The sequence below is a fragment of the Enterobacter cloacae complex sp. 394I7 genome (genome assembly GCF_057320345.1).
In genome coordinates this window covers 45895-58906 of the sequence record NZ_JBXWCR010000013.1, presented here as the reverse complement: position 1 = coordinate 58906, position 13012 = coordinate 45895, and the positions used below count along the sequence as shown (strand labels likewise).

Annotated in this window: 13 protein-coding genes; 4 read left to right on the top strand and 9 right to left on the bottom strand. The window is 56.0% G+C overall.

From position 1 onward, the window contains the following. Nucleotides 1-27: 27 nt before the first annotated feature. Nucleotides 28-981, top strand: a complete 954-nt coding sequence (gene metR, locus AC2FAP_RS23335; RefSeq protein ID WP_014172120.1) for an HTH-type transcriptional regulator MetR — start codon at nucleotides 28-30, stop codon at nucleotides 979-981. Here the strand turns inward: metR and AC2FAP_RS23330 are convergent. The 3 genes from AC2FAP_RS23330 to pldB all read right to left on the bottom strand — a co-directional run bounded on the left by AC2FAP_RS23330 (nucleotide 869) and on the right by pldB (nucleotide 3676). Then, nucleotides 869-1768, bottom strand: a complete 900-nt coding sequence (locus tag AC2FAP_RS23330) for a carboxylate/amino acid/amine transporter (RefSeq protein WP_309164467.1) — start codon at nucleotides 1766-1768, stop codon at nucleotides 869-871. The genes metR and AC2FAP_RS23330 overlap by 113 nt on opposite strands. Before the next feature lie 82 nt (nucleotides 1769-1850). Beyond that, on the bottom strand, nucleotides 1851-2651 hold the full coding sequence (yigL, locus tag AC2FAP_RS23325) for a sugar/pyridoxal phosphate phosphatase YigL (protein WP_485453023.1): 801 nt from the start codon (nucleotides 2649-2651) through the stop codon (nucleotides 1851-1853). A 32-nt stretch (nucleotides 2652-2683) separates the two neighbouring features. Continuing rightward, nucleotides 2684-3676 (bottom strand): lysophospholipase L2, encoded by a 993-nt coding sequence (gene pldB, locus AC2FAP_RS23320; protein WP_020882879.1) that lies wholly within the window; start codon nucleotides 3674-3676, stop codon nucleotides 2684-2686. A 109-nt stretch (nucleotides 3677-3785) separates the two neighbouring features. Between pldB and rhtB the strand changes: the two genes are divergently transcribed. After that, on the top strand, nucleotides 3786-4406 hold the full coding sequence (rhtB, locus tag AC2FAP_RS23315) for a homoserine/homoserine lactone efflux protein (RefSeq protein ID WP_014172125.1): 621 nt from the start codon (nucleotides 3786-3788) through the stop codon (nucleotides 4404-4406). Here rhtB and rhtC read toward each other — a convergent pair. The 3 genes from rhtC to pldA all read right to left on the bottom strand — a co-directional run bounded on the left by rhtC (nucleotide 4403) and on the right by pldA (nucleotide 7874). Next, nucleotides 4403-5023: a threonine export protein RhtC gene (rhtC, locus tag AC2FAP_RS23310; protein ID WP_014172126.1), complete on the bottom strand. Its 621-nt coding sequence runs from the start codon at nucleotides 5021-5023 to the stop codon at nucleotides 4403-4405. The two genes, rhtB and rhtC, sit on opposite strands and share 4 nt — an antisense overlap. 61 nt (nucleotides 5024-5084) lie before the next feature. Continuing rightward, nucleotides 5085-6914, bottom strand: coding sequence for an ATP-dependent DNA helicase RecQ (gene recQ, locus AC2FAP_RS23305; RefSeq protein WP_025202782.1), 1830 nt, complete (start codon nucleotides 6912-6914; stop codon nucleotides 5085-5087). Between the two features lie 90 nt (nucleotides 6915-7004). Then, entirely contained in the window at nucleotides 7005-7874 is an 870-nt protein-coding gene (gene pldA / locus AC2FAP_RS23300; protein WP_020882880.1) for a phospholipase A, read from the bottom strand. 161 nt (nucleotides 7875-8035) lie between these two features. Between pldA and yigI the strand changes: the two genes are divergently transcribed. Next, nucleotides 8036-8503, top strand: coding sequence for an acyl-CoA thioesterase YigI (gene yigI / locus AC2FAP_RS23295; RefSeq protein ID WP_014172129.1), 468 nt, complete (start codon nucleotides 8036-8038; stop codon nucleotides 8501-8503). A gap of 51 nt (nucleotides 8504-8554) precedes the next feature. Next, complete coding sequence (gene rarD / locus AC2FAP_RS23290) at nucleotides 8555-9451, top strand: EamA family transporter RarD (RefSeq protein WP_014172130.1); 897 nt, start codon at nucleotides 8555-8557, stop codon at nucleotides 9449-9451. Nucleotides 9452-9493: 42 nt separating this feature from the next. On the opposite strand, the gene corA is transcribed toward rarD, so the two are convergent. The 3 genes from corA to uvrD form a co-directional block, all read right to left on the bottom strand. After that, on the bottom strand, nucleotides 9494-10444 hold the full coding sequence (gene corA / locus AC2FAP_RS23285; RefSeq protein ID WP_020882881.1) for a magnesium/cobalt transporter CorA: 951 nt from the start codon (nucleotides 10442-10444) through the stop codon (nucleotides 9494-9496). 151 nt (nucleotides 10445-10595) lie between these two features. After that, nucleotides 10596-10652 (bottom strand): YsgD/CorL family protein, encoded by a 57-nt coding sequence (gene ysgD / locus AC2FAP_RS23280; RefSeq protein ID WP_212743980.1) that lies wholly within the window; start codon nucleotides 10650-10652, stop codon nucleotides 10596-10598. A gap of 149 nt (nucleotides 10653-10801) precedes the next feature. After that, nucleotides 10802-12964, bottom strand: coding sequence for a DNA helicase II (gene uvrD, locus AC2FAP_RS23275; protein WP_020882882.1), 2163 nt, complete (start codon nucleotides 12962-12964; stop codon nucleotides 10802-10804). Between the last annotated feature and the right edge of the window lie 48 nt (nucleotides 12965-13012).

Below are 13012 nucleotides of genomic sequence, written 5' to 3'. Positions count from 1 at the left end.
ATGTTCATGGCGAAGTGAAGGACTTTCATGATCGAGATTAAACACCTGAAAACGCTACAAGCGTTGCGAAATTGCGGTTCTCTCGCGGCGGCGGCAGCCACGCTGCACCAGACCCAGTCCGCCCTTTCTCACCAGTTCAGCGATCTGGAACAACGCCTCGGCTTTCGTCTTTTTGTGCGTAAGAGCCAGCCGCTACGCTTTACGCCTCAGGGCGAGATCCTGCTGCAGCTGGCTAATCAGGTGCTGCCGCAAATAGCCAGCGCGCTGCAGTCCTGTAACGAGCCGCAGCAAACCAGGCTGCGTATCGCCATTGAGTGTCACAGCTGTATTCAATGGCTGACACCCGCGCTTGAGAACTTCCGCCAGAGGTGGCCGCAGGTGGAGATGGATTTCAAATCCGGCGTGACGTTCGACCCGCAGCCGTCGCTCCAGCAGGGCGAACTGGATCTGGTGATGACCTCAGACATTCTGCCCCGCAGCGGCCTGCACTATTCGCCAATGTTTGATTATGAGGTACGGCTGGTGCTGGCTCCGGATCATCCGCTGGCCAGTAAAACGCGTATCACCCCGGAAGATTTAGCCAGTGAAACGCTGCTGATTTACCCGGTACAGCGCAGTCGGCTGGATATCTGGCGTCATTTCCTGCAGCCAGCCGGCATTAGCCCGCAGCTCAAAAGCGTGGATAACACCCTGCTGTTGATTCAGATGGTTGCTGCCAGAATGGGCATCGCGGCGCTACCACACTGGGTTGTGGAGAGTTTTGAACGCCAGGGTCTGGTTGTCACTAAAACCCTGGGTGAGGGACTATGGAGCCGGCTGTACGCCGCCGTGCGCGATGGCGAGCAGCGTCAGCCGATTACGGAAGCGTTTATTCGCTCTGCGCGGAACCACGCGTGCGACCATCTTCCGTTTGTGCGGAGCGCGGAGCGACCCAACGGCGATGGACCCACAGCGAAGCCAGAATCACTGCTCCCCCAATAAGGAAGCTCGGCCAGTGAGGCTGCTGCTGCCAGATGGCAAGGTTCACCAGCAGCCCTGCAGGCACATGCACGTTGTTCATGATCCCCAGCGTACCGGCGTCTACCTGCGTAGCGCCGTAGTTCCACATGAAGTACCCCAGCCCCGATGCCACCACGCCCAGCCAGACCAGAACGCCCCACTGCAGGCTTGTCGTCGGGAGCTTTTGCGGGTTGCCGAGCATAAACCATGCCGCCACCGCGACGATAGCTGCCCCCATATAGAACCAGGCGAACGCGTTATGCTGTGGCATCGGACGGGTTTCCATCAGGCGCTTGTACCCGACCATACCGATGGCAAAGCTGAGGTTCGCCAGCTGCACGAACATCAGCCCGGTCCAGAAGTGGTCGCTCACTTTGTCGTAGCGAATAATCGCCGCCCCGATCACCGCCAGCGCCGCGCTCAACAGATATCCCCAGCGCAAACGACGTTTGCTGAGCAGATCGTAAATCAGCGTGATATAGAGCGGCGTAAGCACGGTGAAAAGCAGAAATTCAGAGACAGACAGGTAGACGTAAGCCCGGAAGCTGAACAGGTACATGATGCCGAGCTGCATCGCCCCCACCAGCATGTACAGCAAAATGGTCTTCAGCGATTGCCCGCGTGTACGCAGGAAGGGCAGGAATACCAGCGCCGCCAGCCCCACGCGCATCAGCACCGAGAAGTAGCTGTCGACGTGCCCGGCGAGGTACTCGCCAATCAGGCTAAAAGAGAAGGCCCACAGGATAGTGGTAATAATGAGTAGCGCCACAATGCTTGTCTCTCAGAAAGAAGGACAGGCATTGTAGCGAACTCTTTAGTTGACAACTGAGCAATAAACAATCAAATGAAGATTATTCAAGGAACAGTTTGCGCAGGTATTTTGGTACCGCGTTGTCAGCGTTAGACCCAATCACTTCCAGTTCCGGGTGCAGGTCTTTCAGACGCTGGTGTGCATTCTGCATAATGCAGCCTTTGCCCGCCATAGAGAGCATCTCGGCGTCGTTCATGCCATCACCGAAGGCGATACAGTCTTTCAGTTCGAAGCCCAGACGTTTTGCTACGGCTTCCAGCGCGTGCCCTTTGGAAACACCCCCCGCCATAACTTCCAGACAGGTCAGGGTCGAGAAACTCACGTTGACGCGGTCACCCCAACGCGCATTAATCGCCTGTTCCAGCGGCAACAACGCTTCGTGGCTTTCGCAGGTAAAGAACACCTTGCTGATCCCTTCCGGCTCCAGCAGGCCTGGCTCGTACAGGGAATAGTTAAATACCGCTTCCTTGAAGAAACGCATTTCATCCGGGCGATGGCGATTCATGAACCAGTCGTCATCGCGATAAACGTTAGTGATAATGTCCGGGTTGTTATGCACTACGCCGAACAGATCGGCGGTAATGTCGCGATCCAGGTTATGCGTAAAGATCAGGTTGCCATCGGTATCGTGCACGCGCGCACCGTTGGAGGTGATCATGTACGATTTGATCTCAAGATTATCGCGGATCTGCCCCACGTCCACGTGGTGGCGGCCGGTGGCAAACACGAAGTTCACTCCGCGGGCGGTCAGAAGCTTTAAGGTCTCTTTCGCGTAAGGCGACAGGGTATGATCGGGCGAAAGCAGCGTGCCATCTAAATCAGATGCAACAACCTGGTACATAGGGATTTCAACCTCTGGTGGTAAAACAACAATCAATTATGCCTGTCGAAAAATTCAACAATGGCGTTGAGCGCGACTGAGCGCATAGCGTCCTTTTCAAAAAGGATCTCATGGTACGCGCCGTTGATGACCAGCGGTTTACCCCCTTCGCAAGGGTGACCGGCGGCAGCGCGGAGTTCACAAAAGCGGTCATGCATGCGGTTATCCACCACACGCTCTTCTTCAGCCTGAATCAGAAGTGTCGGCGTATCATCTTTACCAACACCAGCAAGCACCTGTTCACCGGCAAGGATCCCTTCCCGCACCCAGTGATATGTCGGGCCACCGACGCGCAGGCGCGGTTCATCGGCATAAAAACGCAGGTTACGGCGATAACGCTGCCGGCTATGGGTCAATACGTTGAGGGCAAACGGCAGCGCGCGCCAGCGCCCTGTCCCGATGGCATACCCTTCACGAATGCGCTGATGGCCCTCAGCCCAGTCGAGAATATGGCGCACCATCCAGTCCGGAAAACGCATGACGATGCCATACATTGGCGCGGTAAGCGCAATGGCATCACACTGGTGGTCATAGCGCTGTAAAAACAGCGTCGAAATCGCCCCACCCATAGAGTGCGCCAGAATATAGCGCTTACGCCACGGGCCCGGCTGAACCTCCTGCTGCCAGAAGGCGGCAAGATCGTCGACGTAATCGCTGAAGTTATCCACATGACCGCGATGCGTGTCCGACAATAAGCGGCCAGAAAGCCCCTGCCCGCGATGGTCGATAATCAACACATCGAAGCCCAGATGGAACAGGTCATAGGCCAGTTCAGCGTATTTGATGTAGCTCTCGATACGTCCCGGACAAACCACGATCACCCGATCGTTTTTCTCATCATGGAAACGCACAAAGCGTACCGGGACATCGCCAACACCCGTAAACTCATCTTCCTCACGCTGACGCCAGAAATCGGTCAGCGGCCCCATAGAGAAAGCAGCAAATGCGTTTTCTCGTGTTTCCCAGTCCTTTTTCTGCTGAAACATCGGGTTTCCACCCCCGTAAGCCAAGGAATATCGTTTTTTCGTCACCGGTCACAAAATGACGTAACAATAGCGTATTGTGGCATAAAAACAGACAATTCGGGAGTTTCAAATGACCTTCGAGTGGTGGTTCGCTTATCTGCTGACATCCATCATCCTTAGCCTTTCCCCAGGTTCAGGCGCCATTAACACCATGACCACCTCCATCAACCACGGCTATCGCGGTGCCGCGGCGTCCATTGCCGGTTTGCAGACCGGTCTGGGCATTCATATCGTGCTGGTGGGCATTGGTCTGGGTACGCTGTTCTCCCGCTCGGTACTGGCCTTTGATGTGCTGAAATGGGCCGGTGCCGCGTACCTGATTTGGCTCGGTATTCAGCAGTGGCGTGCAGCAGGCTCAATTGATCTTAATACGCTCGCCCAGACGCAAACACGCGGACGCCTGTTTAAACGCGCGGTGTTTGTGAACCTGACCAACCCGAAAAGTATTGTTTTCCTCGCCGCGCTGTTCCCGCAGTTTATCGTCCCGCATCAGCCACAGGTCATGCAGTACGTGGTGCTGGGTGCGACCACCATTGTTGTCGATATCATCGTGATGATTGGTTACGCGACGCTGGCGCAGCGGATTGCGGTGTGGATTAAAGGGCCTAAGCAGATGAAGGCCCTGAACAAAATCTTTGGTTCGCTGTTTATGCTGGTAGGCGCGCTGCTTGCGTCAGCGCGTCATGCTTAGCGAGAAATGATGAGATGAATGCCAAAGCCGGCGAACAACGCGCCGGCGAAGCCGTCAATCCACTTCGCAATACGCTGGTAACCGCGGCGCATCGCCGGTAAGGCAAACAGGCTGGCAACCACGGTAAACCACGCAAAAGTTTCCACCACGATCAGCAGGAAGATGCCCCAACGCGCACCCGCACCCACGTTGTCACCCACAAACAGGGAGAACACGGAGCCGAAATAGATAATCGCTTTTGGGTTCGCCAGGTTGGTGAGCAGCCCTTTAATAAAACTCCGGCCGCCCGTTGCCAGCTCAACTTTCGGCTCTTCCGGCTTTTTCTCTTCTTTCTTCAACGCCCCGCGCAGCATCTGGTAGCCCATCCAGCAAAGGTAAAGCCCCCCGCCAACCATGATGATGTTGTGCAACCAGGCCATCTTCGCCAGAATCAGGTTCAGACCAAGCAGCGCCACGGCCGCCCAGACCATAACGCCCATGGTGATACCCAGTACCCCCATCATCGCTTCTTTGCGGGAGCGGCTGACGGCGGTTTGTGACACGAAGAAAAAGTCAGGGCCCGGGCTCATGAGCGCAACGATGTGCACTAACGCCACGGTAAGAAATAGCATTAACATAATTAACTCGCAGGGAAATAATTAAGTGAGTCACCATCCTGACATTTTTTAGGCTGGCTGACTACTCCTCATCGTCACCGTCGACATGAGCGCGGATAAGCGCCATAAACTCTTTGCCAAAGCGCTCCAGCTTGCGCGTACCAACACCGTTGACGCTGAGCATTTCGCTGGCGCTGAGCGGCGTCTGCTCTGCCATCTCGATAAGCGTCGCATCGTTGAAGACCACGTAGGGCGGAATGTTCTCTTCATCAGCAATGGCTTTACGCAGCTTGCGCAGTTTGGCAAACAGCTTGCGGTCGTAATTGCCGCCGTACGATTTTTGCATCACCCGCGGCTTCAGGGCGACAACGCGCGGAACCGCGAGCTTCAGTTCGATATCCCCGCGCAGCACCGGACGTGCCGCTTCGGTAAGCTGAAGCGCGGAGTGTTGGGCAATGTTTTGCGTGGCAAAGCCCAGGTGAATCAGCTGACGGATGATGCTCACCCAGTGCTCGTGACTCTGGTCTTTGCCGATACCGTAGACGGGCAGCTTATCGTGTCCCATATCGCGGATACGCTGGTTATTCGCCCCACGCAACACTTCCACCACGTAGCCCATGCCGAAGCGCTGGTTCACACGATAGATGGTCGAGAGCGCTTTGCGCGCATCCATCAGGCCATCGTATTGCTTTGGTGGGTCAAGACAGATATCGCAGTTGCCGCACGGCTCCTGACGCCCCTCGCCAAAGTAGTTGAGCAGCACCAGACGGCGGCAGGTTTGCGCTTCGGCAAACGCGCCCATCGCGTTGAGCTTGTGGCGTTCGATATCCTGCAGTTGGCCCTGCGGTTTCTCTTCCAGACAACGGCGCAGCCACGCCATGTCGGCCGGATCGTAAAACAGCATGGCTTCTGCAGGCAGTCCATCACGCCCGGCGCGGCCGGTTTCCTGGTAGTACGATTCGATATTGCGCGGAATGTCGAAGTGTACGACGAAGCGCACGTTCGGCTTGTTGATCCCCATTCCGAACGCCACCGTCGCCACCACAATCTGCAGGTCATCGCGCTGGAATTTCTCCTGCACATCGGCGCGAACCGCGTTTTCCAGCCCGGCATGGTAAGCGGCGGCGCTAAAACCACGGTTCTGCAGGCGCGCGGCCGTGTCTTCCACCTTCGCGCGGCTGTTGCAGTAGATGATGCCGGACTTCCCGCGCTGCTCCTGCACGTAGCGCAGAAGCTGATCCAGCGGCTTGAATTTTTCCATCAGCATGTAGCGGATGTTCGGGCGGTCGAAGCTGCTGACCTGAATCAGCGGATCGTTCAGCCCCAGCAGCCGGACGATATCCTGACGCGTGGTGTCATCTGCCGTCGCGGTGAGTGCCATAAACGGCAGTTCGGGAAAACGCTGACGGAGCTGGCCGAGCGCCGCATATTCCGGGCGGAAATCATGTCCCCACTGGGAGATACAGTGGGCTTCATCCACCGCCAGCAGGACCGGATTCCAGTGCGACAGATGATCGAGGAAGTTATCCAGCATCAGACGTTCCGGCGCGATATACAGCAGGCGAACCTGCCCGGTACGGCAACCGGCCATGACCTCTTGCTGCTGCTCGCGGGTCTGGCTGGAGTTAAGACAGGCCGCCGCCACGCCGTTGGCAAGGAGCTGATCGACCTGATCTTTCATCAGGGAAATAAGAGGCGATACCACGACCGTCAGGCCGTTGAGCACCAGCGCGGGCACCTGATAGCAGAGGGATTTACCGCCGCCGGTAGGCATGACCACCAGACAATCGCGGCCTTCCAGCACGGTTTCAATGATGGTTTCCTGGCCAGGGCGGAACTGCTGGTAGCCAAAGGTTTCATGCAAAACCTGTTTAGCCAGCGATTCCTGATTCAATACTTCCGCCTGCGCCACGTTAACCCCATTTGCCAGAAATAAAACAGGCGCTATTTTCAGCGCCTGAGAGAGAAACTTCAACGTTTAACGAAAAAACATTCGAGCTGCCTAGAAAATATCGTTCAGCATCACGCCCACACCTACACGGGTCTGGTTGAAGTTGTAATCGATAAGCGACTCGCCGTAGCCGCTGTAAACCTGAGTATAGAGGCGAACGTGCTTGCTCACCGGATAACTGAGGCCCAGTTCCGCGCCACCGTAACCGGTGTTCCAGTTGTACTGGCCTTTGGCGCTCAGCACCGCGTCACCCAACTGATAGCCGATTTTGAGCTGATAGTAACCCATATATTTGGTGATATCCGGGTTGTCGTCGGTATCGCCCACCACAAACCACGGCTTCACTTCCGCCATCCAGTTGCCGTTTTGCGCCATCAGTCGCGTATAGGCACGGTTCCAGCTGCGCGAGGTAGGGTCGGAGCGACCGTTTGAATCGTGGTTAAAGCCCACCTCGATGTCACGCAGCGTCCAGCCCGCGAATTCATAATCGGTCGCAAAACCGAGGAACAGCTGCGGCTCATAGTTGGTTTCACGGAACGGTGAAGATTCGCCACTGTTGGAAAGCTGCCACCAGGATTTCTGCGTGTAAGAGGCGCCGAGCACCGAATTCGGTCCCAGAATGCCGCGCCAGAACGGGAACGCGAGACTTAACTGGAACTTCACTTCGTCTTTACGCGCATTATCGGACCAGTTATAGGAGCTTATCGCCTCTTTGTTGAGATCGCTGGTCTGCGTGTATATCACGTAGTTGGTGTCATACGGATACAGCGTGAACGGATTATCATGTTCCTGAAGAAGGTTCGCGATAATGCTGCCCTGCACGGCAGGTTGATCGTGAACTTCTTTAATCGTCGCTTCCTGGGCATATGCTGTGAGGGGCAGCGCAACCGCCGCCAGTAACCAGGCCAGATACGTCCGCATCGGTGGTGTTCTCCTGCAAAGAGTTAATTAGTTGAATTGTTATGTGGCGGATATTCTACATACTTCTGCGACAACTGCTGCATCCTCGTTTCTGAAAGTGGAATTCCTTATTGCTGAAGCATAAAATCAACATTTTATTAACAATAAGGATGTGATGCCTCATGTCAGCCATGCTTACCGCCGAAGAAGCGTTAAAACTCGTGGGCGAGATTTTTGTTTACCATATGCCGTTTAACCGTGCACTGGGTCTGGAGCTCGAGCGCTACGAGAAAGCGTTTGCCCAGCTCAGCTTCAACAACCAGCCGATGATGGTAGGCAACTGGGCGCAGAGTATTTTGCACGGCGGGGTGATTGCCTCAGCGCTGGATGTGGCGGCGGGCCTGGTCTGTGTGGGCAGTACGCTGACGCGCCATGACACCATCAATGAAGACGAGTTGCGCCAGCGTTTGTCGCGTATGGGCACCATCGATTTACGCGTCGATTACCTGCGTCCCGGGCGCGGAAACCGTTTTACCGCCACCAGCAGCCTGTTGCGCGCGGGGAATAAGGTCGCCGTCGCCCGCGTTGAATTGCATAACGAAGAGCAGGTCTATATCGCCAGCGCAACTGCCACTTATATGGTGGGTTGAAACCCTAAAATCGGGTAAAATTAATTCACTTTTTTGTAACGGATTATCCCGATGGATGCTAAACAAACGCGGCAGGGCGTACTACTCGCCCTTGCCGCTTATTTTATTTGGGGTATCGCACCGGCGTACTTCAAGTTTATCGCTTACGTACCCGCTGACGAGATCCTCACACACCGTGTGATTTGGTCGTTTTTCTTTATGATCGCGCTGATGAGCGTTAGCCGTCAGTGGTCTGGCGTCAAAACGCTGCTGAAAACGCCGAAAAAGGTGTTCCTGCTGGCCCTCTCAGCCGTGCTGATAGGCGGCAACTGGCTGCTCTTTATCTGGGCAGTCAATAACCATCACATGCTCGAAGCGAGCCTGGGCTATTTTATTAATCCCCTGGTCAACATTGTTCTGGGCATGATTTTCCTGGGCGAGCGTTTCCGTCGTATGCAGTGGCTGGCGGTCATCCTCGCTTTTTGCGGCGTGCTGGTCCAACTGTGGACCTTCGGTTCGCTGCCCGTGATCGCTCTGGGCCTGGCGTTCAGCTTTGCGTTTTACGGGCTGGTCCGGAAGAAAATAGCCGTGGAAGCGCAGACCGGGATGCTGTTTGAAACCCTGTGGCTATTGCCGGTCGCGGCGATTTACCTGTTTGGTATTGCCGACAGCGCAACCAGCCATATGGGCAGTAACCCGTTGTCGTTGAATCTGATGCTGATGGCGGCCGGTGTGGTAACCACCATTCCTCTGCTGTGCTTCACCGGTGCCGCAACGCGCCTGCGTCTCTCCACGCTGGGCTTCTTTCAGTACATCGGTCCGACGCTGATGTTCCTGCTGGCAGTAGTGTTTTACGGCGAAGTACCGGGCGCAGATAAGATGGTGACGTTTGCCTTTATCTGGGTGGCGCTGGCGATTTTTGTTGCAGACGCCCTTTATACCCAGCGCAGAACGCGCAAAGGATTGTAAGCGGTGATGAGGCGGGCTGGCACAACGCCACCCGCCTGAAGTTTACAGCCAGTTACGGCGCTTGAAGTAGAGGTACGGCGCCAGCCCGGCGAGGATCATAAAGATAATCGCACCAGGGTAGCCAAAGCTCCACTTAAGTTCCGGCATAAACTCAAAGTTCATCCCGTAGCTCGAGGCCACCAGCGTTGGTGGCAGGAAGACCACCGAGACCACCGAGAAGATCTTGATGATGCGGTTCTGCTCGATATTGATAAAGCCCATCGCCGCCTGCATCAGGAAGTTGACCTTCTGGAACAACGATTCATTGTGCGGCAGCAGGGATTCGATATCGCGCAGGATCTCACGTGCCTGCTCCAGCTGACCGCCCGGCAGACGCGCCTTACGCACCAGGAAGTTCAGCGCGCGCTGGGTATCCATCAGACACAAACGCACCTTCCAGCCGATATCTTCCAGCTCTGCCAGCGTCGAGAGCGCTTCGTCGTATTCATCGCCCTGATGCCCTTCCATGATGACGCGGCTCAGCTTTTCCAGGTCGCTGTAGATGTTTTCAATTTCATCCGCCAGCTGTTCGATTTTGGTTTCAAACAGGTCCAGCAGCAGTTCGTAGGCATTACCGTCGACCATCGCCTGGCTACGGGCGCGCATGCGGTAGAGACGAAACGCGGGCAGCTCACGCTCGCGCAGGGTAAACAGGCGACCGTCACGAATGGTAAACGCCACGGTGGAGTTACCCGCGTGATCGTCGGCGTCTTCAAAGAAGAAGAAGGAGTGAATATGCAGACCGTCTTCATCTTCAAAAAAACGAGCAGATGCTTCGATGTCTTCCAGTTCCGGGCGGGTTGCCAGGCTTTGCCCCAGCTCAGATTGTACGCGAAGGCGCTCATCGTCGTCCGGCTCGACCAGATCCACCCATACGGCATCAATGAGGGGCTGTGACTCTTCGGCTTCAAGCCGAGTCAGTCGGTTATTTTCGAGTTGAAATGCGCTCAACATGACCGGGACTCCCAATGCAAAAAATATCGGACAGTTCGGTGGGCACACAGAAACAAATTGGGTTTCAGACCATTAAACAGCCTGACTCAGCGCGACGGGAATAATGCAGGTCGCTGACAACCACTAAGGCCATCAGCAAGAGGAGATAGCCTTAGGAGTTGTTCCTGGATGACAGGGAATTGAGCCAGTATCTACTGGGTGTGTCCAAGGCGAATGTCCTCTTAGCGTAATCGTGCGCGCATGTTACGCCAGCAGTAATAGTGGCGTCAACACGCAACGGAACGCTGAAGGGCATTAATTGACCTTCAACGTATAAGGCTAGCAGATTATTACAAAATAATGATATTTTTCTGAAAGTTACACAGTTTCCAGCCTGGCGTAGGCTGCCACCAGCCATTTGATACCTTGCCCCTGGAACGCCACCTGCAGGCGGCTGTGCTCGCCGCTACCTTCCAGATTGACGATGGTGCCTTCACCAAACTTAGCATGACGCACGCGCTGACCCAGCTTGTAGCCGGTGTCCGTTTCAGCAATCGGCGAGCCCATACGCTGATGGCTGACCGGGCGGCTGATACTGGCGCGCAGGCGCACCTCTTCCACACACTCTTCCGGCAGTTCGCCGATAAAGCGCGACGGACGGTGATATACCTCTTTACCGTACAGGCGTCGGGTTTCGGCATAGGTCAGCGTCAGCTTTTGCATCGCGCGCGTCACGCCAACATAGGCCAGACGACGCTCCTCCTCCAGACGCCCACCTTCATCCAGCGACATCTGGCTCGGGAACATCCCCTCTTCCATCCCGACGATAAACACCTGCGGGAACTCCAGACCTTTGGCGGAGTGCAGGGTCATAAGTTGAACCGCATCCTGCCAGGTGTCTGCCTGCCCTTCGCCCGCTTCCAGCGCCGCGTGGGAGAGGAACGCCTGCAGCGGCATCAAATCTTCGTCTTCTTCGTTGTAGCTGAACTGGCGCGTCGCCGTCACCAGTTCCTCTAAGTTCTCAATACGGGTCTGGCCCTTTTCGCCTTTCTCCTGCTCATACATGGTGCGCAGGCCGGAGTCTTTAATCACCCGGTCGGTCTGTACGTGCAGAGGCATATCGGCCGTTTCCTGTGCCAGGGCATCAATCAGCTCCAGGAAGCGTTGTAAGGCGCTGGCTGCACGTCCGGCGAGCGCTTTCTCCTGCAACAGCTCGCGGCACGCCTGCCAGAGTGTCAGCTGGCGATCGCGGGAGGCCTGACGCACCACGTCCAGTGTACGGTCACCGATGCCGCGAGTTGGGGTGTTCACCACGCGCTCAAACGCCGCATCGTCATTACGGTTTGCGATCAGACGCAGATACGAGAGCGCGTCTTTGATCTCCTGACGTTCAAAGAAGCGCATGCCGCCGTAAATGCGGTACGGCATACTCACCTGCAGCAACGCCTCTTCCAGCACGCGCGACTGGGCGTTGCTGCGATAGAGAATGGCACACTGCTCCAGCGCGCCGCCGTTGTCCTGCCAGGTTTTAATACGGTTCACCACAAAGCGCGCTTCATCAAGTTCGTTGAATGCGCAGTAGATAGAGATCGGTTCACCGTCAACGCCATCGGTCCACAGCTTTTTACCGAGACGCCCGTTGTTGTTCTCAATCAGGGCGTTGGCGGCGCTCAGAATGTTGCTGGTCGAACGGTAGTTCTGCTCCAGACGGATGGTCTGAGCACCGGGGAAATCATTGAGGAAGCGCTGAATGTTTTCCACCTGCGCCCCACGCCAGCCATAGATGGACTGATCGTCATCACCGACGATCATCACCTTGCCGGTATCACCGGCCAGCAGGCGGATCCATGCATACTGGATGTTGTTGGTATCCTGGAATTCGTCCACCAGAATATTGGTGAAGCGTTCACGATAGTGCTGCAGGATATGCGGTTTGTTGAGCCACAGCTCGTGCGCACGCAGCAGCAGCTCAGCAAAGTCCACCAGACCTGCGCGATCGCACGCCTCCTGGTAGGCTTTATAAACGTTCTGCCAGGTTTGCTCGACCGGGTTGCCGAAGCTCTGAATATGGTGCGGACGCAGCCCTTCGTCTTTCTGGCCGTTGATGTACCACATTGCCTGACGCGGCGGCCACTGCTTCTCGTCGAGATTCATCGCCTTGATAAGACGCTTCAGCAGACGCAGCTGATCTTCGCTGTCGAGGATCTGGAAATCCTGCGGCAGGTTAGCGTCCATATGGTGCGCCCGCAGCAGGCGATGCGCCAGACCGTGGAAAGTACCCACCCACATGCCGCCCTGGCTGGTGCCCATCAGCTGTGCGATTCGGTGGCGCATCTCTGCCGCCGCCTTGTTGGTAAACGTCACCGCCATAATGGAGTACGGCGAGCAGTTTTCCACGCTCTGCAGCCACGCAATACGGTGTACCAGCACGCGCGTCTTACCACTGCCCGCCCCAGCCAGCACCAGCATGTTGGTGCGCGAAGCGGCAACCGCGTCACGCTGTTTGTCATTAAGGCTGTCGAGCAGGTAAGAAACGTCCATTGGCACCGTCACGTAATGTCAGGCAGGCGAATGTGATTCCTTCGCCAA